At 67.3% G+C, this 26,906-nt stretch carries 21 protein-coding genes; 13 read left to right on the top strand and 8 right to left on the bottom strand.

Annotated features, from left to right (window positions below; genetic code table 11):
* The first annotated feature begins 38 nt into the window (after nucleotides 1-38).
* The 3 genes from MY55_RS20340 (at nucleotide 39) to MY55_RS20350 (ending at nucleotide 3,710) form a co-directional block, all read left to right on the top strand.
* Nucleotides 39-2,309, top strand: a complete 2,271-nt coding sequence (locus MY55_RS20340; protein WP_043577113.1) for an NADP-dependent malic enzyme — start codon at nucleotides 39-41, stop codon at nucleotides 2,307-2,309.
* A gap of 76 nt (nucleotides 2,310-2,385) precedes the next feature.
* Complete coding sequence (locus MY55_RS20345; RefSeq protein WP_043577110.1) at nucleotides 2,386-2,631, top strand: PhaM family polyhydroxyalkanoate granule multifunctional regulatory protein; 246 nt, start codon at nucleotides 2,386-2,388, stop codon at nucleotides 2,629-2,631.
* 176 nt (nucleotides 2,632-2,807) lie between these two features.
* Nucleotides 2,808-3,710, top strand: a complete 903-nt coding sequence (locus tag MY55_RS20350; RefSeq protein WP_052878038.1) for a VirK/YbjX family protein — start codon at nucleotides 2,808-2,810, stop codon at nucleotides 3,708-3,710.
* A 6-nt stretch (nucleotides 3,711-3,716) separates the two neighbouring features.
* Here the strand turns inward: MY55_RS20350 and MY55_RS20355 are convergent, their stop codons facing one another.
* On the bottom strand, nucleotides 3,717-4,319 hold the full coding sequence (locus MY55_RS20355) for a flavin reductase family protein (RefSeq protein WP_043577104.1): 603 nt from the start codon (nucleotides 4,317-4,319) through the stop codon (nucleotides 3,717-3,719).
* Between the two features lie 126 nt (nucleotides 4,320-4,445).
* On the opposite strand from MY55_RS20355, the gene dnaE reads away from it, so the two are divergent.
* Together dnaE and MY55_RS20365 are read left to right on the top strand one after the other, a co-directional pair.
* A complete protein-coding gene (gene dnaE, locus MY55_RS20360) occupies nucleotides 4,446-7,886 on the top strand; it encodes a DNA polymerase III subunit alpha (protein ID WP_047243868.1) in 3,441 nt (1,146 codons plus the stop codon).
* Between the two features lie 330 nt (nucleotides 7,887-8,216).
* On the top strand, nucleotides 8,217-8,429 hold the full coding sequence (locus MY55_RS20365; RefSeq protein ID WP_043577099.1) for a cold-shock protein: 213 nt from the start codon (nucleotides 8,217-8,219) through the stop codon (nucleotides 8,427-8,429).
* Nucleotides 8,430-8,495: 66 nt separating this feature from the next.
* Here the strand turns inward: MY55_RS20365 and MY55_RS20370 are convergent, their stop codons facing one another.
* A complete protein-coding gene (locus tag MY55_RS20370; RefSeq protein WP_043577097.1) occupies nucleotides 8,496-10,466 on the bottom strand; it encodes a phosphocholine-specific phospholipase C in 1,971 nt (656 codons plus the stop codon).
* A gap of 156 nt (nucleotides 10,467-10,622) precedes the next feature.
* Nucleotides 10,623-11,555: a hypothetical protein gene (locus tag MY55_RS20375; protein ID WP_146008374.1), complete on the bottom strand. Its 933-nt coding sequence runs from the start codon at nucleotides 11,553-11,555 to the stop codon at nucleotides 10,623-10,625.
* A gap of 3 nt (nucleotides 11,556-11,558) precedes the next feature.
* Between MY55_RS20375 and MY55_RS20380 the strand changes: the two genes are divergently transcribed.
* The 7 genes from MY55_RS20380 (at nucleotide 11,559) to MY55_RS20410 (ending at nucleotide 17,016) form a co-directional block, all read left to right on the top strand.
* A complete protein-coding gene (locus tag MY55_RS20380) occupies nucleotides 11,559-12,008 on the top strand; it encodes a GNAT family N-acetyltransferase (RefSeq protein WP_043577093.1) in 450 nt (149 codons plus the stop codon).
* A 39-nt stretch (nucleotides 12,009-12,047) separates the two neighbouring features.
* Nucleotides 12,048-12,257 carry a hypothetical protein gene (locus MY55_RS20385; RefSeq protein WP_043577084.1) on the top strand — a complete coding sequence of 70 codons (210 nt, stop codon included), beginning with the start codon at nucleotides 12,048-12,050 and terminating at the stop codon, nucleotides 12,255-12,257.
* Nucleotides 12,254-13,732 carry a sodium:solute symporter family transporter gene (locus MY55_RS20390; protein ID WP_065202941.1) on the top strand — a complete coding sequence of 493 codons (1,479 nt, stop codon included), beginning with the start codon at nucleotides 12,254-12,256 and terminating at the stop codon, nucleotides 13,730-13,732. The genes MY55_RS20385 and MY55_RS20390 overlap by 4 nt, the downstream gene beginning before the upstream one ends.
* A gap of 11 nt (nucleotides 13,733-13,743) precedes the next feature.
* On the top strand, nucleotides 13,744-14,367 hold the full coding sequence (locus MY55_RS20395; protein ID WP_043577079.1) for a glutathione S-transferase family protein: 624 nt from the start codon (nucleotides 13,744-13,746) through the stop codon (nucleotides 14,365-14,367).
* 110 nt (nucleotides 14,368-14,477) lie between these two features.
* On the top strand, nucleotides 14,478-14,954 hold the full coding sequence (locus tag MY55_RS20400; RefSeq protein WP_230623401.1) for a cupin domain-containing protein: 477 nt from the start codon (nucleotides 14,478-14,480) through the stop codon (nucleotides 14,952-14,954).
* Nucleotides 14,955-14,959: 5 nt separating this feature from the next.
* Nucleotides 14,960-15,637, top strand: coding sequence for a M15 family metallopeptidase (locus MY55_RS20405; protein ID WP_043577073.1), 678 nt, complete (start codon nucleotides 14,960-14,962; stop codon nucleotides 15,635-15,637).
* Nucleotides 15,634-17,016, top strand: coding sequence for an FAD-binding oxidoreductase (locus MY55_RS20410; protein ID WP_043577069.1), 1,383 nt, complete (start codon nucleotides 15,634-15,636; stop codon nucleotides 17,014-17,016). Before MY55_RS20405 ends, MY55_RS20410 begins: the two co-directional genes overlap by 4 nt.
* Nucleotides 17,017-17,029: 13 nt before the next feature.
* Here MY55_RS20410 and MY55_RS20415 read toward each other — a convergent pair whose 3' ends face one another.
* From MY55_RS20415 to MY55_RS23900, 5 genes are all read right to left on the bottom strand, one after another.
* A complete protein-coding gene (locus MY55_RS20415) occupies nucleotides 17,030-18,856 on the bottom strand; it encodes a tetratricopeptide repeat protein (protein WP_065202942.1) in 1,827 nt (608 codons plus the stop codon).
* 85 nt (nucleotides 18,857-18,941) lie between these two features.
* Nucleotides 18,942-20,819: a methyl-accepting chemotaxis protein gene (locus MY55_RS20420; RefSeq protein ID WP_043577238.1), complete on the bottom strand. Its 1,878-nt coding sequence runs from the start codon at nucleotides 20,817-20,819 to the stop codon at nucleotides 18,942-18,944.
* A 381-nt stretch (nucleotides 20,820-21,200) separates the two neighbouring features.
* Nucleotides 21,201-22,832, bottom strand: coding sequence for a 3-(methylthio)propionyl-CoA ligase (locus MY55_RS20425; RefSeq protein ID WP_076098386.1), 1,632 nt, complete (start codon nucleotides 22,830-22,832; stop codon nucleotides 21,201-21,203).
* Between the two features lie 121 nt (nucleotides 22,833-22,953).
* A complete protein-coding gene (locus MY55_RS20430; RefSeq protein ID WP_043577065.1) occupies nucleotides 22,954-23,478 on the bottom strand; it encodes a response regulator transcription factor in 525 nt (174 codons plus the stop codon).
* Complete coding sequence (locus MY55_RS23900; protein WP_043577061.1) at nucleotides 23,475-24,728, bottom strand: ATP-binding protein; 1,254 nt, start codon at nucleotides 24,726-24,728, stop codon at nucleotides 23,475-23,477. The genes MY55_RS20430 and MY55_RS23900 overlap by 4 nt, the downstream gene beginning before the upstream one ends.
* A 118-nt stretch (nucleotides 24,729-24,846) precedes the next feature.
* On the opposite strand from MY55_RS23900, the gene MY55_RS20440 reads away from it, so the two are divergent.
* Nucleotides 24,847-26,793 carry a TonB-dependent copper receptor gene (locus MY55_RS20440; protein WP_052878039.1) on the top strand — a complete coding sequence of 649 codons (1,947 nt, stop codon included), beginning with the start codon at nucleotides 24,847-24,849 and terminating at the stop codon, nucleotides 26,791-26,793.
* The last annotated feature ends 113 nt before the right edge of the window (nucleotides 26,794-26,906 follow it).

Consider the following 26,906-nt stretch of genomic DNA (forward strand, 5'->3'; position numbering starts at 1 on the left):
ATCCAACAAAAGAACATCTCTCAATCAGGAGCCTGCGAATGGACGAGCAACTGCGCCAAAGCGCGCTGGAATTTCACCAGTTCCCAACCCCGGGTAAGATCCAGGTCGCGCCGACCAAGCCGCTGACCACCCAGCGCGATCTGGCGCTGGCCTACTCCCCCGGCGTGGCCGCTCCCTGCGACGCCATCGTCGAAGACCCGCTCAACGCCTACAAGTACACCGCCCGCGGCAACCTGGTGGCGGTGATCTCCAACGGCACCGCGGTGCTGGGCCTGGGCAACATCGGCGCGCTGGCCAGCAAGCCGGTGATGGAAGGCAAGGGCGTGCTGTTCAAGAAATTCGCCGGCATCGATGTGTTCGACATCGAAGTCAACGAGCTGGACCCTGACAAGCTGGTGGACATCATCTGCTCGCTGGAGCCGACCTTCGGCGGCATCAACCTGGAAGACATCAAGGCGCCGGAGTGCTTCTACATCGAGAAGAAGTGCCGCGAGCGCATGGGCATTCCGGTGTTCCACGACGACCAGCACGGCACCGCCATCGTCGCCGCCGCCGCCGTCCTGAACGGCCTGCGCCTGGTGAAGAAGGAAATCGGCGAAGTGCGCGTGGTGGCCTCCGGCGCCGGCGCCGCCGCCATCGCCTGCCTGGACCTGCTGGTGGCCCTGGGCGTGAAGCGCGAAAACATCACCATCTGCGACTCCAAGGGCGTGGTCTTCGTCGGCCGCGACGAGAAGCTGGACGAGTCCAAGCTGCGCTACGCCATCAAGGACAACGGCTGGCGCAAGCTGGCCGACGCGATGGTCGGCTCCGACATCTTCATGGGCCTGTCCGGCCCGCGCCTGGTGTCGCAAGACATGGTCAAGTCCATGGCCCGCGACCCGTTGATCCTGGCGATGGCCAATCCGGAACCGGAAATCCTGCCGCCGCTGGTGAAGGAAGTGCGTCCGGACGCCATCATCGGCACCGGCCGTTCGGACTTCCCGAACCAGGTCAACAACGTGTTGTGCTTCCCCTTCATCTTCCGCGGCGCGCTGGACGTGGGCGCCACCACCATCAATGAAGAGATGAAGCTGGCCACCGTGCGCGCGATCGCCGACCTGGCGATGGCCGAACAGAACGACGTGGTCGCCACCGCCTACGGCGACCAGGAGCTGTCCTTCGGCCCGGAATACGTGATTCCGAAGCCGTTCGACCCGCGCCTGATCGTCAAGATCGCCCCGGCCGTGGCCAAGGCCGCGATGGAGTCCGGCGTCGCCACCCGCCCGATCCAGGACTTCGACGCCTACGCCGACCAGCTGGCGCAGTTCGTCTACAAGACCAACCTGTTCATGAAGCCGGTGTTCTCCCAGGCCAAGAAAGACCCGAAGCGCGTGGTCCTGACCGAGGGCGAAGACGAGCGCGTGCTGCACGCCACCCAGGAGATCGTCACCCAAGGCCTGGCCAAGCCGATCCTGGTGGGCCGCCCCAGCGTGATCGAGAAGCGCATCGAGAAACTGGGCCTGAAGATGCGCCCGGGCGTCGACTTCGAGCTGGTCAACAACGAATCCGACCCGCGCTTCACCGAGTACTGGAAAGACTACTACCAGCTGACGAAGCGCAAGGGCGTGTCGCAGGAGCAGGCGCGCCGCCGCGTGATCGGCAACACCACGCTGATCGGCGCGATGATGGTGCGCCGCGGCGACGCCGACGCGCTGATCTGCGGCACCTACGGCCCGTACCGCCAGCACTTCGACATTCTGGAGAACGTGCTCGGCTACGCCAACGAAGACAAGGTGGCCGGCGCGATGAACGCGCTGATCCTGCCGACCGGCAACATCTTCATCACCGACACCTACGTCAACGCCGAGCCGAGCGCGGAACAGCTGGCCTCCATCACCAAGATGGCGTCCGAGTCGATCAAGCGCTTCGGCATCCAGCCGAAGGCCGCGCTGCTGTCCAACTCCAGCTTCGGCGCGCTGAACACGCCGTCGGCGCAGAAGATGCGCGCCGCCTTCGACCTGATCCGCGAAGCGCAGCCGGAACTGGAAATCGACGGCGAGATGCAGGGCGACGCCGCGCTGGTGGAAAGCATCCGCCAGCAGGCGCTGCCGGACTCCACGCTGAAGGGCTCGGCCAACCTGTTGATCATGCCGAACGTGGAAGCCGCCAACATCAGCTACAACCTGCTGCGCGTGTCGGCGTCCGACGGCGTGACCATCGGCCCGATCCTGATGGGCATGGCCAAGCCGGTGCACATCCTCACGCCTATCGCCTCGGTGCGCCGCATCGTCAACATGGTGGCGCTGGCGTCGGTGGACGCCCAGTGCTGATCGTCGGCTGAGCCATCCAGGCTTATACTGAACGGGCAAGCGTCGCTTGCCCGTTTTTTTTTGCCAGGAAACCGCCATGAGCCAAGACAACGATCCGTTCGCCCTGTTCCGCCAATTTTGGCAGCAAGCCACCCCGCCCGGCATGCAGGCTTTCCTGCCGCCGATGTCGGAAGAGGAGATCGACCGCAAGCTGGCCGAACTCAAGGTGGTGGAAGGCTGGATGACGATGAATCTGGGCGTGCTGTCGATGCAGATCAAGACGCTGGAAATGCAGAAAAGCGCGCTGCACTCGATGCGGCCGAAAGAGCCCCCGGCAGGCTGAACCCGCCTCGCCGGGCAGGCGCGGCCGGCGCGTTCCCGCAGCCACGGGATAAAACCGCACAGACTATCATGACAAAATGGTCAGGCGTCACATACAGTCACACTAGACTACACAACAATTAACAAATTTATATGCGGATTTAACTTATCCTTACGACCTTAAGGATGAGGTTCCACATGACTGTAATCAATTCGGTGGATCTGTTCTGGTCGCTGGCTAGCGGGGAATTCTCCCAAAGAGATGGCTTTGACGAGGGCAAGAACCGCTTCAAGTTCGTCCTCCGCGGCATGCTGACGCTGCCCTGGACCCTGCGCTGGCTGGAAACCTTCCGCTCGCAGGCCCTGCTGACCTATCTGCGGCGCAACCCGCGCCTGGCCTGCAAGCTGCACCGCCCCTATCTGTACCGCTCGCTGAACGCGCGCGGCAAGCTGCAGGCGCTGCAAGCGCATTACCAGTTGTTGGAGCAGCGCTTCTGCGAGCCGGCGCGCGGCCTGCTGCTGTCCAATCAGCCGGTAGCGCTGGCCGCCCTGACCGGCAAGAACGACGGCGCGCTGCACGTGCTGCTGACGCAGCAGCACACTTTCGACAAGGAAGGCGAAATGTCGCTGCAGGTGTGCAATGCCGAGCGCGTGGCGCTGGCCACCCTCACCTTCACCCTGACCCGACGCGGCGAAGACTTGGTGGTGATGGTGGGCGGGCTGCAAGGCCCGACCAAGCCGCACGGCGCCGAAAGCGTGCAGCTCGCCACCAAGCTCGCCCATGGCCTGTTTCCCAAGCGGCTGGCGATGGAAGCGCTGACGGCGCTGGCGCGCAAGATCGGCGCCGACGAAATCCTGGCTGTCGGCAAGGCCGAGCATATCTACAGTTCCTGGCGCTACCGCCGCAACTTCTTCGCCGACTACGACAGCTTCTGGGAAACGCTGGACGCGGAGCCGATGGAAGGCGGGCGCTTCTTCCGCATCCCGCTGACGCTGGCGCGCAAGGCCATGGCGGATATCGCCAGCAAGAAACGCGCCGAATACCAGCGCCGCTACGCGCTGCTGGACGCGCTGTCCGCGCAGACCCAGGCGGTGCTGTAAAACCGCTCAGGGCCGGGTCAGGCTGAAGGCCGGCTGACCCAGGCTGTAGCGATCGCCACCCAGCTTGCCCACCGCCTGCAGCGCGACATCGTCTATCGCGCCCTCATTCCATACCCTGTCCGCCACATGGATGTGGCGCACTTCCGCCAGCACCAGATTGCCGGCGCCGGTGCCGTGGCCGAAGGTCAGGCACTGGTGCAGCGTGCACTCCAGCCGCACCGGCGCCTCGGCCACGCCCGGCGGCTTCACCGTGACGCTGTCCACCTTGGCCACGCTGGCCAGCTCGAACTCGTCGACATCGGCCGGATAGCCGCCGCAGCTGACATTCATCGCCTCGGCCAGCGCCTGGCTGACGATGTTGACCACCAGCTCGCCGGTCAGGCGGATATTGGCCAGCGTATCCTTGTCGCGCTCCGAAGCCTGCTTGAGTATGCTGATCCCCAGCAACGGCGGGTTGATGCTCATCACATTGAAAAATGAAAACGGCGCCAGGTTGCAAACGCCCTTCAGGTCCTGGGTGCTGACCCAGGCGATAGGACGGGGCAGCACGCACCCCACCAGCAGTTGATACAGATTCGTCCGCTCCAATTGCTGCACATTGAACTCCATCTGGTTCTCGCACCGTCATTAATACCATGATGCCATCATTCTAATGTGCATGGCGTGCCGAACACCAGCCGCACGGCGTCGGCGATTCAACTGGTTTGCCACAGCGCCAGCCGGTAAAATGCCGGGATGAACGCACCCCGCTTTGTCCATCTTCGCCTCCATTCGGAGTTTTCCATCACCGACGGCGTCGTCCGCCTCGACGACGCGGTGAAGCGCGCCGTCAAGGACGGCATGCCCGCCTTGGGCATGTCCGACCTGATGAACCTGTTCGGCATGGTCAAGTTCTACAAGAGCTGCCGCAACAAGGGCATCAAGCCCATCGTCTCGGCCGACATCTGGCTGGAAAACGAGGAAGACCGCGACAAGCCGTACCGGCTGCTGCTCACCGCCAAGAACCGCGAGGGCTACCGCCGGCTGTGCGAACTGCTGACCGAGGCCTTCAGCCACAACCAGTACCGTGGCCGCGCCGAGATCAAGCGCGCCTGGCTGGAGTCCGGCGACAACAGCAACCTCTTGTGCCTGTCCGGCGCCCATCTCGGCGATGTCGGCATGGCGCTGGCGATGGCGCAGCGCGAAGAAGCGCAACGCCGCGCCGCCTACTGGGAAAAACTGTTCCCGGGCTCGTTCTATCTGGAAGTGCAGCGCGTGGACAGCGCCCAGGTGGAAAACGTGGTGCAGGCCACGCTGTGGCTGGCCGGCGAAATGGGCCTGCCGGTGGTGGCCACCCACCCGATCCAGTTCATGGATCCGGACGATTTCAAGGCGCACGAAGCGCGGGTCTGCATCGCCGAAGGCTACACGCTGGGCGACAAGCGCCGGCCGCGCGCCTTCAGCGAGTGCCAATACTTTCTCAGCGCCGATGAAATGCTGGCGCGTTTCGCCGACATTCCGGAAGCGCTGGCCAACACCGTGGAAATCGCCAAGCGCTGCAATATCAGCGTGGTGCTGGGCAAGAACTACCTGCCGCTGTTCCCGACGCCGGACGGCATGTCGCTGGACGACTTCCTGGTGCACGAGGCCAAGCGCGGGCTGGAGGCGCGGCTGGCGCAGCTGTACCCGGACGAGGCAGTACGCCGGGAAAGGCGCCCCGAGTACGACGAGCGGCTGAAATTCGAGTGCGACACCATCATCCAGATGGGCTTCCCCGGCTACTTCCTGATCGTGGCGGACTTCATCCAGTGGGGCAAGGCCAACGGCTGCCCGGTAGGCCCGGGCCGGGGTTCCGGCGCCGGCTCCTTGGTGGCCTACAGCCTGTCGATCACCGACCTGGATCCGCTGAAATACGCGCTGCTGTTCGAGCGCTTCCTCAATCCGGAGCGGGTGTCGATGCCCGACTTCGACGTCGACTTCTGCCAGGAAAACCGCTGGCGGGTGATCGAATATACCCGGCAGAAATACGGCGAGGAGGCGGTCAGCCAGATCGCCACCTTCGGCACCATGTCGTCCAAATCGGTGATCCGCGACGTCGGCCGGGTGCTGGACCTGCCCTTCGGCCTGTGCGACCGCCTGTCCAAGCTGATTCCGCTGGAGGCCAACAAGCCGCTGTCGCTGACCAAGGCGATGGAGATGGAAGCGCAAATCGGCGAGATCATCGAAAACGAAGGCGCCGGCGAGCTGATCGAACTGGCGATGAAGCTGGAAGACCTGACGCGCGGCATCGGCATGCACGCCGGCGGCGTGCTGATCGCGCCGGGCAGGCTGACCGACTTCTGCCCGCTCTACATCGCCAGCGGCGAAGGCGCCTCTCCGGTTTCCCAGTTCGACAAGGACGACGTCGAGCAGATCGGCCTGGTGAAGTTCGACTTCCTGGGCCTGCGCAACCTCACCATCATCGAGCTGGCGCAGAAGTACATCAAACAGGTCAGCGGCGAGGACGTCGATGTCGCCCACCTGCCGCTGGACGACCGCGACGCCTACAAGGTGTTCGCCAGCGCCAACACCACCGGCGTGTTCCAGTTCGAGTCCAGCGGCATGAAAAAGATGCTGGTGGAGGCCAAACCGAGCAAGTTCGAGGAAATTATCGCCTTCGTGGCCTTGTACCGCCCCGGCCCGATGGACCTGATCCCCGACTTCATCCAGCGGATGCACGGCGCCAAGTTCGAATACCTGCACCCGCTCTTGGAACCGGTGCTGGCGCCCACCTACGGCATCATGGTGTACCAGGAACAGGTGATGCAGTCGGCGCAGGTGATCGGCGGCTACAGCCTGGGCGGCGCCGACTTGCTGCGCCGCGCGATGGGCAAGAAGAAGGTCGAGGAGATGGTGGCGCAGCGCGCCATGTTCGTCGAAGGCGCCGGCAAGCAGGACATCCCGGAAGCCAAGGCCAACGAAATCTTCGACTACATGGAGAAATTCGCCGGCTACGGCTTCAACAAGTCGCACGCCGCCGCCTACGCGCTGGTGGCCTACCACACCGCCTGGCTGAAGGCGCACCACTGCGCCGCCTACATGGCGGCGACCATGTCAACCGAACTGGACAACACCGACCAGCTGAAGATTTTCTACGACGACGCCACCGACCACAAGAACGGCCTGGTGTTCCTGCCGCCGGACGTCAACCACAGCCACTACCGCTTCGTGCCGGTCAGCCGCAAGGAAATCCGCTACGCGCTGGGCGCGGTGAAGGGCAGCGGCGAATCGGCGGTGGACCACATCGTCGCGATGCGCGAGGCCGGCGGCCCGTTCGCCAACCTGTTCGACTTCTGCAAGCGCACCGACAAGAAGCTGGTCAACAAGCGGGTGATCGAGGCGCTGATCCGCGCCGGCGCCTTCGACTCCATCGAACCCAACCGCGCGCTGTTGTTCGCCAACGTCGGCCTGGCGATGGAGGCGGCGGAGCAGGAGCACGCCAACGCCAACCAGGGCGGCCTGTTCGACATGTTCGGCGACGACGTCGCGCCGGCGGTGGAAATGGTGGCCACCCGGCCGTGGAGCGACGCGGTGAAGCTGGCCGAGGAAAAGCTGGCCATCGGCTTCTACCTGTCCGGCCACCCGTTCTCCGCCTACGAAAAAGAAGTGCGCGCCTTCATCAAGACGCCGCTGTCGCGGCTGATACCCAACAAGTCGCCGCAGCTGCTGGCCGGCTTCGTCACCGGCATCCGCGTCAAGGTGGGCAACCGCGGCAAAATGGCCTTCGTCGAGCTGGACGACGGCAGCACCAAGCTGGAGGTCAGCCTGTTCGCCGAAAGCTTCGAGACCAACCGCGACAAGCTGAAGGAAGACGTGGTGCTGGTGGTGGAAGGCAAGGTCAGCGAGGACAGCTTCGCCGGCGCCGGCCGCCTGCGCATCATCGTCGACAAGCTGTACAGCCTGGGCGAAGCGCGCAGCCGCTACGCCCGCAGCCTGGCGCTGCAGCTGTCCGGGCAGGTGGACGTCGCCCGCCTCAAGTCCGAGCTGCACCCGTTCAAGAGCCAGGACGCCGGCTGCCCGGTGCGGCTGCATTACAATAACGGCGAGGCCAAAGGCGACCTGATGCTGCCGCCGGAATGGGGGGTGCGGCTGGACGACGGGCTGCTGCTGGCGCTGTCCGACTGGCTGGGTGAGAACCGGGTCAAGGTGATGTGGTAAGCGCCGCCGCCAGATGCCGTCCGCCGCCGGCGGGCGGCATTTTCATTGGCGCAAACCGGCATCCATCACGCCGCCAAGCCACGCGCGCCAGGCTAGACGGCCTGGCATTTCGTACAGCGACTGTACGTCCGCGGCATACCCTTTCCGCAAAATTCCCCAATCAAAGCAGGGGCTTCCCGCCACGAGGCCGGCATTGCCGATGCCGCGCTGAGCGACTAATCAGCCACAAACGCGAGAATTCGCTTATGATGGGCTAAGGTGCATGATCGGCCGGCCTTTGCCGACCTGAGCCATACCGCACTGAAAACACCCGTTTCCTGGAGATATCCCATGTCTAATCGCCAATCCGGCACCGTAAAGTGGTTCAACGATGAAAAAGGCTTCGGCTTCATCACCCCTCAAGGTGGCGGTGACGACCTGTTCGTGCATTTCAAAGCTATCGAAAGCGATGGTTTCAAAAGCCTGAAGGAAGGCCAGACCGTTTCCTTCGTGGTTGAAAAAGGCCAGAAAGGCCTGCAAGCCGTACAGGTTCGCGTCGAGTAATCGTCCGTCCAACGGAAAAACCCCTGTCGACATGACAGGGGTTTTTTTATTGCCCGGCCGCCGCGCTCAACCGCTGACGCTGGCGGCGCCGTTTTCCACATGGCCGACCAGGCGGCGAATGAAACTGGTGTCGTTGCTGCAGGTGACGGTGAAGTCGTACCAGCCGTACACGCCGGATAGGTTCCAGCTCAGCAGCTGGCTGCCGCCGCCGTTGACGCTGACCTGCTGCGGCGCCCCGCCGCCATAGCCGTTGGCGCTCACCTGGAAAGTCGCCGCGACCTTGCCGCCATTGTTCAGCTGCAGGGTCAGCTGCGGCACGCCCTGCACCACCGACACGCCGCTCACCGCCTCCAGCACGCCGGCCGCGCTGTGGATATTGCCGGCGAAGCGGCGCAGGAAGCCGTTGGGGCCGTACAGGGTCAGGTCGTACCAGCCGCCGCCGTAAGTCTGCACATGGAAGTAGTCCTGGATGTTGCCGCCGGCGGCCACGTCATATTGCCACGGGCCGTCCAGCCGGTACTGGTTGGCGTAGATGGCGTAATGGGCACCCTGGCTGCCGCTGTTCTGCATGTGTATCCACACCATGCCGCCGGCCACATCGGTGCTGGCGTAGGCATTGCACTGGTAGGGCAAGGCGCGCGCCGGACGGCGGCCCGCCTCCGGCTGCGGCATCTGCCCCGGCACCGGCGCGGTCGGCGCCGGCCAGCCCTTGCTTTGCTGCGCCTGGGTCAACAGCGCCGCGGTGTCGGGGAAAGCCGGCAGGCTGGTATTGCTGCTGCCGAAATCCAGCGCCGCGGTCAGATCGCCGCACACCTGGCGGCGCCAGGCCGAGATATTGGGTTCCTGCACCCCGCTCCAGGTTTCCAGAAAGCGCAGCACCGAGGTGTGGTCGAACACCTGCGAGCAGACGTAGCCGCCGCGGCTCCACGGCGACAGCACCAGCAGCGGCACCCGCGGCCCCAGGCCGATCGGCGCGCCGGACACGAATTCGCCCGCGGTGCCGGACGGCGGCACCGGCGGCGGCACGTGGTCGAACAGGCCGTCGTTCTCGTCGTAATTGAGCAGCATCACCGTGGAGGCCCAGACATCCGGATTGGCGGTCAGCGCCTGCAGCACCTGGTCCACCAAGTAGGCGCCGGCGGCCGGAGGCGCGCTGGGGTGTTCGGAATAATCCTGCGGCGCGACGATCCACGACACCTGCGGCAGCGTGCCGTTCACCGCGTCGCTGCGGATGGCCGCCACTAGGTCCTTCACCGAATTGCCGCTGACCTTGGGCACCGAGCTCATGCCGCGGTCGTGCAGCGGATTGCCGGGCTTGGCGTTGCGGTACTGGGTGAACCAGGCCAGCGCGTTGTCGTCGAAATTGTCGCCGACCACCTGGTACACCTTCCAGCTGACGCCGGCCGCCTGCAGCCGCTCCGGATAGGTGGTCCAGCTGTAGCCCTTCTCGCTGTTGTCGGTGACCGGGCCGCCGTTCTTGCCGGCGGCGTCCACCGTGCCGCTCCACAGGTACAGGCGGTTGGGATTGGTCGGCCCCTGCTGCGAACAGAAATAGCCGTCGCAGATGGTGAAGGCGTCGGCCAGCGCGTAGTGGTAGGGAATGTCGGCGCGGTTGAAGTAGCCCATGGTCAGGCCGGTCTTGGCCGCCACCCAGCCATCGTATTTGCCCTGGTTCCAGGCGGCGTGGGTGCCGGTCCAGGAGTGGTCGAGGTCGGTCAGGTATTGCGCGTTGGTGCGGCTGCTGTCCAGGTGGAAGGGAAACTCGCTGGACAGCAGATGCGGCTGGCGGAACACGCTGCTGCCGTTTCGCAGCTGCAGCGCGCTGCGGTCGCCGAAGCCGCGCACCCCGCGCAGCATGCCGAAATAGTGGTCGAACGAGCGGTTTTCCTGCATGAACACCACCACGTGCTTGACCGCGGACAGGCTGCGCCCGGCGGGGCGGATCGCCATCGCCGCGGCCAGCCCGGGCGGAATGGCGCCGGCGGCGACGCCGGCGGCCGACAACTTGAGAAACTCGCGACGTGACAACTCGCTCATGACAACCCTCCGGAAATGTTCAGGTTTGATGACCATGGCAATTCTGGCCAGCGCGCAGTGTGCTTTCTCAATATTTAGATTTGATTAATGGGATCAGGCTCCTCCCGGTGGTCTCTATCCGCGCGGCGCGGCTTCGCGCCCGGCGGGCATGCCGCCTCACATGCCGGCTTTTCTCATATTGGCCAGTCCGTTGGCCACGCCTTGCCGCCCCAGTTCGCGTTGCTGATCGCGCAGCTTGCCCAGCACCGCCAACATCGACTCCGCCTGCGCCTTCACCTGGGGAGAGGCGTACGCCATCCGGCCGCTGTCGTCGATCGACCAATAGTTCTTGTTCGCGGTCAGATATTGCGTGGCCGCCGCCATCTGGTCGATCAAGGCGAACTCCAGCGTCCAGATTCTTTCCGCCTGATAACGGCTTTTGGCCATGCCGGCGCTCACCCCGCGCATGAAGTCTTTCTTCGCGGCCTTGCTCAGTTTCAGCTTGCCGAGGTTGTCCTCCAGGCATCCGGGAACCGCGTCCATGTCATAACGATGGCGCTGCGCGGCCGCGCGCAGGTTCTCCACTATCGTCCTGCTTTCTTCGACGGCGTTGTCCTCGCGGATTCTTTTCATATCCAGCAAGACCGCGGCCCCGGCGCGCTGCAGCTCCAGGCTGTAATCATTGCGTTTCTGCAACTGCTCGTTCATGCACTGGCGCACCAACGCCTCCATTTGCCCGGCGCGGCCCGATGCGGCCGGCGTCAGGCTAAGCATGGGAACGCGATTGGGCACATCATCCTGCATTTGCTCGTACCTATCCTTCAGCTCCGCGGACAGCGGCGTCGCCGGTTCGTCCGCCGCCAGCGCCGCGGCGGCATGGCCCGCCATGCCCAGCGCCAGCGCGGCGTACGCCGGCCACTTTCTGCCAACCCGGCACTTTCCCCCAAAACCAGACACATTCATCATGCTGTTTCGCGCCAACCAATGCGGACGCGTTCCCTTCGATAGTAAAAGATCAATGATATCAAAACCCTTGCGCCGCCTCAGCCGGACTTTACCGGCTGGACGCCTTCCATTAGGCTGCGCATTCCAACAAAAACACGAAAGCACTCCATGCGACTCCGCCAGGCCCGCCGCGCCGATCTCGACGCCATCTTCGCCATCGAACAAGCCGTGTTCGGCAGCCACGTCTACCCGGACTTTTTCTTCCGCCAGGCGCTGGACCTGTGGCCGGACTGGTTCTGGCTGGCCGAAGACGAACGCGGCGCGCCCATCGGCTACGCGCTGGGCGCGCCGTCCCAGGAGCCGGACCAGCTGTGGCTGCTGTCGCTGGCGCTGCTGCCCGCCTGCCGCGGCAACGGAACCGGCAAGGCCTTGATGCAGGCGGCGCTGGCGGCCATGCGGCCGCGCGCGCGCAGCATCCGCCTGACGGTGGACCCGGCCAATCCGGCCGCGGCGCTGTACCAGCGGCTGGGCTTCGCCGCCGTCGGCCACGAGCCGGACTATTTCGGCCCCGGCGAGGCGCGCTGGCTGATGCAATGGCAAGCGGCCGCATCCGCCTGACATGCGCTACACTCGACTCTTTGCCCGATTGCCCGCCGCATGAAGCCCGCACCCTGCCAGCGACTGCTGGTCCTCCTCACCATCGCCGCCTGTCTCGGCTACTACCTGATCCTGGCCGCGCGCCCCGGCTGGCTGGCCTGCCGGCTGGCCGGCCTGCCGGTTTCCATTCTGCTGGCGCTGGCGCTGCTGTTGCTGTTCTGCCTGATCGCCGCGCTGCACGGCGGCTCGCGCGATGAGGACGCATCATGAGCCACGCCCAGCTGCTGTTCACCGCCCTGATCCTGCTGACGCTGGCCATCACCGCCGCCGCGCGGCGCCGCACCGCGTCCCTTAATGATTTCTATACCGCCGGCGGCCACCTGCCGGCCTGGCAGAACGGCCTGGCGCTGGCCGGCGACTACCTGTCCGCAGCGGCCTTCCTCGGCGCCGCCGGCATGTATCTGGGCCAGGGCTACGACTCGCTGGCCTACGCGGTGGGCACGCTGGCGGGCTGGCCGCTGCTGTTGCTGCTGCTGGCCGAGCCGCTGCGCCGGCGCGGCCGCTATACCGTGGCCGGCGTGCTCAGCCAGCGCTTCGACCACGCCGGCGTGCGCCTGGTCAGCATCGCCGGCTCGCTGACCGTGACGCTGTGCTACCTGGTGGTGCAGCTGGTCGGCGCCGGCAAGCTGATCGAGCTGCTGTTCGGCCTGCCCTACCTCGCTGCCGTCGGCCTGGTGGGCGCGCTGATGATGGTCTACGTGGCGCTGGGCGGCATGCTGGCCACCACCTGGGTGCAGATCAGCAAGGCCAGCCTGCTGTTCATCTGCGCGCTGCTGCTGGCCGGCGGCGTGCTGGCGCGCTTCGGCGGCAGCCCGGCGGCGCTGTTCGACGCCGCGGAGAAACTGCGCGGCGCGGCCGCCTTTCTGCCCAGCCAGGCGCTGGCCGACCCGGTGGAGATGCTGTCGCTGGGCCTGGGGCTGAGCCTGGGCCTGCTCGGCCTGCCGCATGTGCTGATGCGCTTCTTCACCGTGGCCGACGCGCGCGCCGCGCGCCGCTCGGTCGGCATCGCCACCTGGCTGGTGGCCGCCTTCTTCGCTCTCAACATCGTCATCGGCTACGGCGCGATGATGCTGGTGGGACCCGACGCGCGCTTCCACGGCGCCGACGGCAAACTGCTGGGCGGCGGCAATATGGCCGCGCTGCACCTGGCGCGCCTGCTGGGCGGAGAAACCGCCAGCGCGCTGGTGGCCGCAGTCGCCTTCGCCACCATCCTGGCTGTGGTGTCCGGCCTGGCGCTGGCCGGCGCCAGCGCCGTCAGCCACGATCTGTACGCGGTATGGCTGAAGCGCGGCCAGGCCGAGCCGCGCCGGGAGCTGCGCGTTTCGCGACTGGCCACGCTGGCGCTCGGCCTGTTCGGCATCGTTCTGTCCACGCTGTTCCAGCAATTGAACATCGCGGTGATGATGGGCCTGGCCTTCGCCATCGCCGCCTCCGCCAATTTCCCGCTGCTGCTGCTGGCCTTGCGCTGGCAAGACCTCACCGCGCGCGGCGTGGTTTGGGGCGGCGCGGCGGGCATCGCTTCGTCGCTGGCGCTGATCGTCTGCGGCCCGGCGGTGTGGGTGGCGGCGCTGGGCCACGCCAAACCGCTGTTCCCCTACGCCAATCCCGCGCTGTTCTCCGTGCCGCTGGCCTTCGCCGCGGCATGGCTGGGCTCCCGCAACGGCGCGGCTTCCACCAACACCTGAAAGCGCACTCCATGAGCAATCTGATCCTGTACGGCAACCGCTACTCCGGCCACAGCTACAAGGTGCGGCTGGCGCTGATGCTGGCCGACATCTCGCACGACTATGTCCATGTCGACATCTCGCAGCCGCGCGCCGAACGCCTGGAAGATTTCCGCGCCGCCAGCCGCTTCGGCGAAGTGCCGGTGCTGGTGGCCGACGGCGTGCCGCTGTGCCAGTCCAACGCGATACTGCAATGGCTGGCCGACAGCTACGGCGCGCTGGGCGGCGCCCTGGGCGAGCGCCAGCGCGTGCGAGAATGGCTGAACTGGGAAACCAACCGGCTGGGCCTGTCGCTGCCCAATCTGCGCTACTCGCGCCTGATCGCCCACTACGAACCGGCGGTGGAAGCCTGGCTGGAAACGCGGCTGCGCGCCGATCTGGCGGTGCTGGAAACCGAGCTGGCCGAGCGCCGCTACCTGGCCGGCGACCAGATCAGCATCGCCGACGTGTCGCTCTGCGGCTACCTGTGGTGGCTGGCCGACACCGGCCTGGCCATCGCCGACTGGCCCCATGTCCAGGCCTGGCTGGCCCGCATCGCCGCCCAGCCGGGCTGGCAGCATCCGGACGAGCTGATGTCTCCGGACATTCCGGAATAAGGCGCGCGGCGCCAGCAGGCGATAGACCTGCGCCGCGGCGATTGGACAAACACAGAGAAATAGAGAGCCCCCAGATGAGCCGACCCTCTTGTATCCGCCATTGGCGAGAATTGGAAAAAACCGAACCCAGCCGTTATCCGGACAGCCAGGAGGACCTGGCCCGCGGCGCGCCGCTGGGCCGCCATTTCGGCTTTGCCCGGCTGGGCATCCACCACGAGCGGCTGGAACCCGGCCAGCGCACCAGCTGGCCCCATGCCGAAAGCACCGAGGACGAATTCATCCACGTGCTGGAAGGCGAGCCCGACCTATGGCTGGACGGCGCGCTGCACCGGCTGCAGCCGGGCGATTCGGTCGGCTTCAAGGCAGGAGACGGCCAGGCCCACACCGTGATCAACAACACCGAGCAAGCCGTCCGCCTACTGGTGGTCGGCGACGCCACCCGCGCCGACAACCAGGTCCACTATCCGCGCCACCCGGCGCGCAACGCCGCCATCGGCAAGCTGCACTGGGCCGCCGCGCCAGCGCGGCCGGACGGCGGCCACGACGGTCTGCCGGACAAGCTGCGCGACAGCGACGGACCGTTCTGAAACCGATGGACAAAATGCTGACGCTAGCCGATCCGTCCTTGCTGGACATTCCCGTGGCCGGCCATGCCGAGCCCTTCGTCGACCTGGCCGCTTATCCGGACTGGGCGGTGGACCGGAGCCGCAGCCAGATCTCCAGCCGCAGCCCCCATTTCCTGAAAGCCAGGCAGGCGGTGGCGGAACGGCTGCGCGACGCCGCCGGACGCTTGCCGGACGGCCTGCGCCTGTACGTCAAGGAAGCCTACCGGCCGCTAGCGCGCCAGCGCCGCTCCTACGACGAGCATCTGGTCCGCTTGCGTGGTCTGCAGCCGGAACTGGACGAGGCGGCCTTGCTGCGCGAGGCCAGCCTTTACGTCGCGCCGCCGGCGGTGGCGCCCCACCCGACCGGCGCCGCGCTGGATGTGACCTTGATCGACGCGGCCGGCGCGGAGCTGGACATGGGCTGCCCGTTCAACGCCGACGCCGAGGAATCCCGCGGCGCCTGCTACACCGACAGCCCGGGCCTCTGCGCGCAAGCCCGCGCCAACCGGCGCATACTGATCCTGGCGATGCGCGACGCCGGCTTCGTCAATTATCCGTCCGAGTGGTGGCACTGGTCGTACGGCGACCGCTACTGGGCGGCCGTCAGCGGCGCGCCGGCCGCGCTGTACGCCGCCGTCGACGAAAGCTTTCTGGAATCCGCATGAACGACTTCCTGCAGCAACTGGCCGCCATCATCGGCCCGCAATACATCCTGACCGCCGCCGCCGACACCGCGCCGTTCACGCTGGACTGGCGCCGCCGCTACCAGGGCGCGCCGCTGGCGGTGGCGCTGCCGGGCTCCACCGCCGAAGTCGCCGAGCTGGTCAAGCTGTGCCGCGCGCGCAAAGTCGCCATCGTGCCGCAAGGCGGCAACACCTCCACCTGCGGCGCGGCCACGCCGGACGGCAGCGGCCGCCAGCTGATCGTGGGCATGCGCCGGCTGCGCGCCATCCGCGCCCTGGACGGCGACAACAACACGCTGACCGTGGACGCCGGCGTCACGCTGCAAGAAGCCCAGCAGGCGGCCGAAGCCGCCGGCCGGCTGTTTCCGCTGGCGCTGGCCTCGCAGGGCAGCTGCCAGATCGGCGGCAACCTGTCCACCAACGCCGGCGGCGTGGCGGTGCTGCGCTACGGCACCATGCGCGAGCTGGCGCTGGGGCTGGAAGTGGTGCTGCCGGACGGCCGCGTGCTGGACCAGTTGCAAGGCCTGCGCAAGGACACCACCGGCCTCGACCTGAAGCAGCTGTTCATCGGCGCCGAAGGCCAGCTGGGCCTGATCACCGCCGCCACGCTGAAGCTGTTTCCGCTGCCCAGCGCCCATGCGACCGCGATGGTCGGCGTAGAAGACATCGAGACGGCGATAGCCTGGCTGAACCGGCTGCGCCACCGCTTCGGCGACCGCCTCACCGCCTTCGAAGTGATGGACGCCAATTGCCAGCAGGTGCTGCAACGCCACCATCCCAGTCTGATGCCGTTTTCCGCGCCGTGGCTGGCGCTGATCGAGCTGTCCGACGGCGGCGATCCGGCCGAGCTGAACGACGCGCTGGTGGCATGGCTGTCGGCGCAGCACATGCTGGACGGCGTAGTGGCGCAAAACGAAACCGAACGGCGCAAGCTGTGGACGCTGCGCGAGGAGATATCTGAAAGCCAGCGCAAGGACGGTCCCAGCATCAAGCACGACATCGCGGTGCCGACCTCGGCGCTGCCGCGGCTGGTGCGCGACTGCGCGGCGGATCTGGAGCGGGCCTTCCCCGGCGTGCGCATCGTCGCCTTCGGCCACGCCGGCGACGGCAATCTGCATTACAACGTCAGCTACACCCGCCCCGGCAATGCCGAGCTGTTCGACGACGAGCCGGCGGTCAACGCCATCGTCTACGACCACGTCTACCGGCTGGACGGCACGCTGGCGGCCGAACACGGCGTCGGCCAATTGAAGAAGGACTGGCTGGTCCGCTACAAAGACCCGCTGGCGCTGGAATTGATGCGCGGCATCAAGCGGGCGCTGGACCCGGACGGCTTGATGAATCCGGGCAAATGGCTATGAGCGCGGCGGCGGCCTAGCCGACGTCCAGCCGGGCGATGGCCGCCGCCCAGTCCTCGCCGCGGCGCTGGCGAACCAGCCGCAGCGACGGGTACCACGGCGTGGCGTCTCCCTGCTCGCCCCAGCGCCAGTCGGTGTGCTCGCAGGACAGCAGCAGCCGGCACGGCACCCCCAGCGCGCCAGCCAGATGGGCCATCGCGGTGTCCACCGCGATCAGCAGGTCCAGCTGCGTCAGCAGCGCGGCGCTGGCGGCGAAATCGCTCAACCCCGACCCCAGCTCCAGCGCGCCGTGCCGGCCGGCCCATTCCTTCTCTTCCGGGGTAGGGTCCGGCTGCACGCTGATCCAGACGGCGTCGCGCCGGCACAGCGCCTCCAATCGCTCAGGCCCCGGCAGCGAACGGCAATGGTCGAACGGATGGGCGGCATGGCCGCGCCACAGCAAGCCTATCCTGCGCCCGCCGCGCGGCAGGCGCCGGCCCCAGTCCTCGGCCAGCGCGGGATCGGCCCGCAGATAGCTGGGCAGCGACAGCGGCTCGGCCTGCAGCAGGCCGGGCAGGCTCATCGAAAACACATGGCAGTCGTGCGGCGGAAAGTCGGGGTTCACCCGGCGGATAGGCAGGCAAGCGTCGGCCAGGCCCTGGGCGGCGAACAGCGGCAGCAGCGCCTCGCGGCACATCAGCGTCAGGCGGGCCGGCCCGAGCTGGCGCAGCAGCGGCAGGTAGCGGAAAAACTGGATGGCGTCGCCGTAGCCTTGCTCGAACACCAGCAGCAGATGCCTGCCCGCCAGCGCCTCGCCCTGCCAACGCGGCGAACCCGGCTGCGGATAGTGGCCGGACTGCAGCCTGGCCTCGTGGTTTCGCCAGCCGGCCTGATACTCGCCGCGCGCCAATTGCAAGTAGCCCAGGTTTTGCCGCAGCCGGCGGTGCCGCGGCGACAGCGCGAGGCCGCTGCGCCAGGCGCGCTCCGCCTCCGCGCCGCGCCCTTGCTCCAGCTGCGCCACTCCCAACAGGCATAGCCAGTCGACATTACCGGGCGCTGCCAGCAACGCGGCGCGCAGCAGGGCTTCGGCCTCGGCCGGCCGGCTGGTGGCCGACAGCAGCGCCGCCAGATTGCCCAGCACCGCGTCCGGCTGCAGCGCATGCGCCCGGCGCAGGCAGTCCTCCGCCTCGGCCCAGCGCCGCCGCTCCATCAGCAGCAGGCCAAGATTGTTCAGCGCCGCCACATGGTTCGGCTGTCGCCGCAGCGCGGCGCGCAGCAGCGCCTCGGCCTCGTCGGCGCGGCCCAGCTCCACCAGCAGCTGGCCCAGCAGCTGCTGCGCCTCGGCGTCGTCCGGCTCCAGCGCCAGGCCGCGCCGCAGATAGTCGGCGGCCTCCTCGCGGCGCTCCAGCTGGCGCAGCAGCCGGCCCAGGTTGTAGTGCGCCAGCGCCGACTGCGGCCGCAGCGCCAGCGCCTGGCGGAAACAGGCTTCTGCTTCCGCCGCCCGCCCCTGCTCCAGCAGCAGCGTGCCCAGATTGCCCAGGCTGGAGGCATGGCCGGCGTCGCGGGCCAGCTCCGCGCGGTAGTGCGCGTCGGCTTCGGCCGCGTGGCCGCGCTCCGCCTGCAGGCAGCCCAGGTTGTAATGCGCGTCCGGCGTGGCCGCGTCATGCTGCAGCGCCTGGCGCCAGCATTGCTCGGCCAGTTGCGGCTGATCCAGCCGGACGGCGCAGACGCCCAGCAAATTCCACAGCGGCGCGTTGGCGGGTTCGGCCTGCAGGCCTTGCTGCGCGGCCTGCAAGGCGGCGGCGAGCTCGCCTTCGGCCAACAGGCGGGCGGCGCGCAGGGTATCGGCGGACAGGGGCGGCATCGGTTTTTCCCGCAAAGAACTTGTTCGGATAATCGACGCAAAAACGCCGCCTGGCAAGGCGGCGCTGGCGGACGCGGCAGCCGCGCTACAGGCGGAACTTATTGAACTCGGCGTCCATCTTGCCGGCGTTGCCGGCCAGGCCCTGCAAGGTGCTGCTGACGTTCTGCAGCACATCGTCGTTTTCCAGCACGTGGCCGTTGATCGCTTCCGAGCTTTGCGCGATCAGCGTGGTGGCCTTGTGCTGCTCCTGGGTGGAATTGGAGATTTCGCTCATCTTGGCCACCACCTCCAGCATGGACGCGCGGATGGCGGCGATATTGTCCACCGCCTCGCGGGTCAGGCCGACGCCTTCGTCCACCGCCTGCACCGTGGAGTTGACGTCGCCCACGGCGCGGCCGGTTTCCTCGCGGATCGCGCCCACCATATTGGAGATTTCCAGCGTCGCCTGGGCGGTGCGCTCGGCCAGCTTGCGCACTTCGTCGGCCACTACCGCGAAGCCGCGGCCCTGTTCTCCGGCGCGCGCCGCCTCGATCGCCGCGTTCAAGGCCAGCAGATTGGTCTGGTCGGCGATATCGCGGATCACGTTGGTGATGCCGGAGATTTCCTGCGAGCGCTTGTCCAGCGAAGACAGCATCTCTTCCAGGCCGCGCACCGACTGCACGGTGTTTTCCATGCCGGACGACAGGCGCTGCATATTGTCGGCGCTGGAGGCCAGGTTGTGGCCGGTGGCGCTGGCCAGCTCATCGGCCTGGCGCGCGCTGTCGGCGATGTGGGAGATGGAAACGGTGATCTGCTCCAGCGTGGCGGCGTTGGACGAGGACACGTCGGAAATGTGGCGCGAGCTTTGCGCGACGTCGGCCACCAGCTGGCTGGCGTCCTGCACGCCGCCGACCACGCCGGCGGCGTCGCCCTTCAGGCCGCGGAACAGGTGGCCCAGCTGGGCGACGAAGGTATTGAACGCGCGCGCGGTGGCGGCGATTTCGTCCTGGCCGTCGTCCTTCAGCCTGAGGGTCAGGTCGCCCTGGCCGCGGGCGATGTCCTCCATCGCCGCCTTCAGCCGCGTGAGGCCGGCCAGCATCTTGCCTATCACCAGGCTGGCGAACGGGATCATCAGCGCGAACACCAGCAGCGTCAGCCCGCCTATCGTGTACAGCAGGGTGTGCAGCGGCGCCAGGATCTCGTCGCGGTCGGCCACCAGCGCCAGCACCCAGCTGGTGCCGGGGATCGCCTGGGCGGAAATCAGCATGCTCTTGCCTCCGATGTCGACATCGGAGGCCTTGTCGTTCTGCACCAGCTGCGCCAGCTTGTCGGCGCTCAGCGCCGGCACTACGCTGGTGATCGGCTTCAGCGTCAGGTCGGCCTGCGGGTGGGCGATGACGGTGCCCTTCTTGTCGACGATGAAGGCATAGCCGTTGCCGCGCACCTTCAGCGACAGCACCGACTTCACCAGCGCGTCCACCATCACGTCGCCGCCGACCACGCCGGCGAAGGCGCCGTTGTGATTGAACGGCGCGGCGATGGTGACGGTCAGCTTCTTGGTGGCCTCGTCGACATAGGGGTCGGTGACGATGGGCTGGCCGGCGGCCTGGGCCTGCTTGTACCAGTCGCGGTCGGCCACCTTGTAGTCGGCCGGGGCCACCCAGTCGTCGGAGAACAGCGTGCGGCCGTCGGCGTAGCCGGCGTAGTTGACGTTGAAGCCGCCGGCCTTGGTGCCCACCTTGAGGAAGCGCAGCGCGTCGGCCTCGCCGGCCACCGCGGTCTGGGCGACGATCTGCTGTTTCTTCTCTCCCAGCCAGGTGGTCACCACCGAGCTCTGCCCCTTCAGGCTGGCGGCGAATTCGTTATCCAGCCCCTCCAGGATTTCTGATCGCATCTGCGTGAAAACTATGGTCACCAGGACCAGGCCGAACAACGCCATCAGCAAGGCGTTGAGCGCTATCAGACGGCTGCGCAGTGATTTCATGTCGTTCCCTTTGGTTCTGCCGGCGCGGCCCAGGCGGGCATCGCCATCCCCGGACGGATTCATAATGATTTATTGGAAAACCTTGTCGATACGCTAAACCAGGCCGGGCCAACGGCGCTTGATAAAGCTCATGCGGTTTTAATTATGATAGGTGCAAGCGGAAGATCAGTCGATGTGAATACCACATGCGCAGCGGCATAAAAAAACACCCCTGCGGCTAAGCGGCAGGGGTCAACACGAGGAAGAAACATCGGACTGGCTGTGGCCAGCGCGATATTTCGAGGGGCTAACACCTCAAAACCTTGCGGTTCTCAGTGCAGCCGCCATTCTAGCGCAATTGCTCTACAAAAATCCACAAAAATAGAGCAAATAATCCATTCTTCATTTTTCCGGCCAGGCGTGGTCGCGGAATTGCTCGCGCAATTTCATCTTCAGCAGCTTGCCGGTGGCGGTGTGCGGCAGCTCGTCGACGAAGGCCACGTCGTTGGGCGTCCACCACTTGGCGATCTTGCCGTCGAAGAAGGCCAGCAGCTCGTCGCGGCTGGCCCGGGCGCCCGGCTTCAGCGTCACCACCATCAGCGGGCGCTCGTCCCACTTCGGATGCGGCACCGCGATCGCCGCCGCCTCGGCCACCGCCGGATGGCCGACCAGGATGTTTTCCAGATCGATGGAGCTGATCCACTCGCCGCCGGACTTGATCACGTCCTTGGTGCGATCGGTGATGCGCATGAAACCATCGGCGTCTATCGTCACCACGTCGCCGGTGTGGAACCAGCCGTCGGCGCTGTGGTTGGCGTCCAGTTCGCGTTTGTAATACTGCGACAGCACCCAGGGGCCGCGCACCTGCAGATTGCCGAAGGAGACGCCGTCGTGCGGCAGCGGCAGGCCGGCGTCGTCGACGATGCGGATGTCCACGCCGTAGATCGGCCGGCCCTGCTTGGTCAGCAGGCTGCGCGCCTCGGCCGGGGCCAGAGCGGCGTGCTTGAGCTTGGGCGTGCAGGTGGTGCCGCAGGGCGACAGTTCGGTCATTCCCCACAGCTGGCGCATTTCCACGCCGTGCTCCGCCAGTTGCTCCACCATGCTCTCCGGCACCGCCGAGCCGCCGGCGATCACGCGCTTGAGCGGCGAGAGCGGCAGCTTTTCGCGCTGGCAATGCTGCAACAGCTGCATCCACACCGTCGGCACGCCTATGGTGGTGGTCACCCCCTCCGTCGCGATCAGTTGCTGCAGGCTGGCGCCGTCCAGCTTCGGCCCCGGCAGCACCAGCTTGCTGCCGTTCATCGCGCAGCTGTAGGGCAGGCCCCAGGCATTGGCGTGGAACATCGGCACCACCGGCATCACCACCGCGCGCGCCGAGATGTCGAAGCTGTCCGGCAGCGAGCTGCCGAAGGCGTGCAACACGGTGGAGCGGTGCGAATACAGCACGCCCTTGGGGTTGCCGGTGGTGCCCGAGGTGTAGCACAGGCTGGAAGCAGTGTTTTCGTCGAAACGCGGCCAGCTGTAGACGTCGCTGTGGCTGTTCACCAGGTCTTCGTAGCTTTGCAGATTGGGAATCGCGCTATCCGCCGGCAGGTGGGCGTGGTCGGCCAGCAGCACGAAATGCTCGACGCTGCGCAATTGGCCGGCCAGCTGCTCCACCAGCGGCAGGAAGCTCAGGTCGAACAGCAGCGCCTTGTCTTCGGCATGGTTGATGATCCAGGCGATCTGCTCGGCGAACAGCCGCGGGTTGACGGTATGGCAGACGGCGCCGCTGCCGGACACCGCGTAGTAGATCTCGAAATGGCGGTAGCCGTTCCAGGCCAGCGTGCCGACCCGGTCGCCGCCCCGCACGCCCAGCGCCTGCAGCGCGTTGGCCAGCTGGCGGGCGCGGCGGGCGGCGTCGCGGTAGGTGTAGCGGTGAATGGGGCCTTCCACCGTGCGCGATACGATCTCGGTATCGGCATGGAAGCGCTCGGCGTGCGCGAGCAGGTCGGAAATCAACAACGGCTGGTCCATCATCTGTCCATGCAGCATCTTGCCTCCCCCTGTTGTCGGTATGGAATCCGCAAGTTACGCCGCATTGGAGCGCCGGCTCCAATCATATTTTCTGATGGCCGGCCATTGCCCGATTTATATATTCGTCATGGCAATTGACTCAGCTTTTCACCGGCTTTTTGGCCAGCATCCGCTGCAGCGTGCGGCGGTGCATATTGAGCGCGCGCGCGGTGGCGGAGATGTTGCCGTCGTTTTCCGCCAGCACCCGCTGCAAGTGCTCCCAGGTGACCCGGCGCAGCGACATCGGCTGCGGCGCCACCGACAGTTCCGGATTGGCCGCCTGCTGCTCGAACGCCGCCAGGATCTCCGCCGCGCCGGCCGGTTTGGCCAGGTATTGCACCGCGCCCAGCTTGGTGGCCTCCACCGCGGTGGCGATGCTGGCGTAGCCGGTCAGCACCACGATGGCGCTGCCGGGGCTGGCCGCGCGCAGCGCCGGCAGCAGCCTGAGGCCGCTGTCGCCGGCCAGGTTCAGGTCCAGCAGGATGCGCGCCGGCCCCTGCGCCGCCAGCCGCAGCGCCTCGTCGGCGTCGCGGGCGCACTGCACCGCGTGGCCGCGCCGCGCCAGCGAGCGCGCCAGCACCATGCAGAAGGCCTCGTCGTCGTCTATCAGCAGGAAGTCGCTCATGCCCGCTCCTTCAGCGGCAGCTCGATGCGGGCATGGACGCCGCCCTCGGCGCGGTTGTCCAGGCTCAGCGTGCCGCCCAGCCTGGCCAGCGTGGCGTGGCTGAGCATCATGCCCAGGCCCAGGCCGGCCGGCTTGGCGGAATCCAGCGGCGTCAGCCCGGCGCGCGCCAGCTGCGCCTCGCTCAGGCAGCCCTGGCGGTTGACGATGTCCAGCGACAAACGGCCGCCGCGCAGCCGCGCCGCCACCGCCACCTCGCCGCCGCCCGCTTCCGCCGCGTTGTTGATCAAGTTGAACAAGGCCGGCCAGAACGCCGGGTCCAACCACACCTCCGGGTCCTCGCCCTGCGGCGCCTGCCATTCCAGCCTGACGTCCGGCCGCAGGCTGCGCCAGCCTTCCAGCCGCTCCGCCAGCGCCGCGAACAGCGGCCGCGGCCCCGACTGCGGCTCGGAGCCATGCTTGAGGCGCGCCAGCGTGGCGCTGCAGCTGGTCAGCTGCGCGCGCATCAGGCGCAGGTCCTGGCTCAGCGCCTCGTCCTGCGCCCGCTCGCTGATCAGCTCGTCCACCAGCAAGGTCAGGGTGTTGAGCGGGGTGGACAGCGAATGGGCGGCGCCGGCCGCCTGCATGCCCACCGCCAGCAGCTGCTCGTCGCGCAGCTGGGTTTCCCGCGCCTCGGCCAGCGCGCTGTCGCGCTTGCGCAGCTGGCGCGCCAGCCGGGAGACGAAGCCGCAGATCAGCAGCGCCGACAATGCGAAAGTCAGCCACATCCCGGACAGGTGCAAATTGAAGGCATAGGCGGCGTTGCCGCCGTTCAGCGGCCAATCCAGATGCCACTCGAACAGCAGGCCGTAGGCGGCCACGCTGAGCCAGGCCAGCAGCCAGGCGAACCAGCCGGGCGACAGCAGCGCCGCCAGCAGCACCGGCGGCAAGTAGAGCGAGGCCAGCGGGTTGGCGGCGCCGCCGCTGAAGGCCAGCAGCTCGGTCAGCACCAGCACGTCGGCCAGCAGCCCCAGCCGCAGCGCGTGCTCGGCCGCCAGCCCCCAGGCCGGCAGCCGCGGCAGCAGCAGGTTGACCGCGGCCAGCGTGGCCAGCGCCTGGCCCGCCAGCAGCCAGGGCAGCTCCACCTGCTGCAGCGCGCAGCCGGCCAGCACCGCCAAGCCCAGCAGCAGCATCAGCCAGCGCAGCCGGCGCACGCGCAAACCGGCCTGCCCGGCGTCGTCGGCCTGTCCCGGCCTGAATATCGGATTCCGCATCATGCCGCCACTTTACCACCAAGCCCCGGCGGAGCCGCTGCGACAATATGCCGCATTCCTGGCCAGGATGGTTTGCACTAGCATCGCCGCGAACTTAAAACAAATTCACACTTTCCCGATGACGCTGAAAACCTCCCTGCTGCCCTTGCCGCTGGCGCTGGCGGTATGCCATGCCTTTGCCGCCGACCTGCCCACCTTCCAAGGCGACCGCATCGTCGTCACCGCCGTCCAGACCGACCAGCCGCTGCGGGTGGAGACCGATCCGCGCGCGCCCCGTCAGCCGGTGCCGGCCGGCGACGGCGCCGACCTGCTGAAAACCATTCCCGGCTTCGACGTGGTGCGCAAGGGCGGCAGCTCCGGCGATCCGCTGCTGCGCGGCCTGGGCGGCTCGCGCCTCAACATCCTGGCCAACGGCGGCTTCGTCTACGGCGGCTGCCCGGGCCGGATGGACCCGCCCACCGCCTACCTGTTTCCCGACGCCTACGACAAGCTGGTGGTGATCAAGGGGCCGCAGTCGGTCAAATACGGCGGCGCGCTGATCAGCGGCGCGGTCAGCTTCGAACGCAAGACCAAGCCGTTCGACGAGCCGGGCCTGCGCTTCGGCGGCAGCCTGCTCGCCGGCAGCGCCGGCCGCCAGGACGCCTACGCCGACCTGACCGCGGGCGGCAAGCTCGGCTATCTGCGGCTGATCGACTCGCACAACCAGGCCGGCGACTACCGCGACGGCGACGGCCGGAAAGTGCATTCGGCCTACCGCCGCGACAGCCAGAGCGTGATCGCCGGCTTCACGCCGACGCGCGACACCACGCTGGAAATCTCCGGCGACTTCAGCAACGGCCGCGCCGCCTACGCCGACCGCATGATGGACGGCAGCCAATTCGACCGCCGCGCCTGGGGCTTCAAGGCCGAGCAGCGCAATCTGGCGCCGTGGCTGGATGCGGTGCGGCTGACCGCCAACCGCAGCTACGCCGACCACGTGATGGACAACTACACGCTGCGGCCGCTGGCCGCCGGCAAGCCGCCGCGCGCCAGCAACCCGGACCGCAAGACCGACGCCGCCAAGCTGGAGGCCGACCTGGCGTTCGCCGGCATCGAGCTGACCGCCGGCGTGGACTGGCAGAACGACCGCCACACCAGCCGCGTGGGCGGGCTCGACTACGCCAGTCTGCCGCGCGTGCCGGATCAACACATTGAACGCGCCGGTTTCTACCTGGAAGGCGACACCCCCCTGGGCGGCGGCAAGCTGGTGGCCGGCTGGCGCCACGACCGCGCGCGCGCCTACTACGACGCCGCCGCCGGCCGCGGCGAGCAACTGCAGGATTACCGGCTGTTCAGCGGCTTCGCCCGCTACGAATACCGACTGGGCAGCTGGACGCCCTACGCCGGCGTCGGCGTCGCCGAGCGCGCGCCGGACTACTGGGAGCGCAGCTATGTCGCCGCCAGCCGGCCGGTGCTGCAGCCGGAGCGCAATACCCAGCTCGACATCGGCGCGCTGTACAAGAGCGAACGAATCCAGGGCTCGCTTTCCGGCTACCTGAGCCGCATCGACGACTTCCTGCTGGTCGACGACAGCGCCGCCCAGACCACCCGCAACATCCAGGCCTACCGCTACGGCGTCGAGGCCGACGCGTCCTGGCAATTCGCGCCGCAATGGCAACTGTCCGGCAGCGCCGCTTACAGCTGGGGCGCCAACACCACCGATGGCAAACCGCTGGCGCAGACGCCGCCCCTGAGCGCCAGCGTCAGCCTGGCCTGGGACAACCAGACCTGGGCCGCCGCCGCCGTCTGGCGCGTGGCCGCCGGGCAAGACCGCTACGCCATCGGCCAGGGCAATATCGCCAGCCAAGACATCGGCCCGACGCCGGGCTTCGCCACGCTGTCGCTGAACGGCGGCTGGCGCGTCAATAAGGCGCTGAAGCTCACCGCCGGTGTCGACAACCTGTTCAACCGCGCCTACGCCGAGCACATCAGCAGCGGCGGCGCCGACGTGGCCGGCTATGCCCGCACCACCCGCGTCAACGAACCGGGCCGCACGCTGTGGCTGAAGCTGCAGGCGCACTGGTAATGCCTGGCGTAGGGCGGAAGCCCGGCAAAGCCGGGCGTTCCGCCGCTCGCCGCCAACCGCCAAGCAGACCGGCGCTCGCCTAAACGCATGCGGGGCACGGCGTAAAGCGACTG

Source organism: Chromobacterium subtsugae (assembly GCF_001676875.1).
Classification (GTDB): Bacteria; Pseudomonadota; Gammaproteobacteria; order Burkholderiales; family Chromobacteriaceae; genus Chromobacterium; species Chromobacterium subtsugae.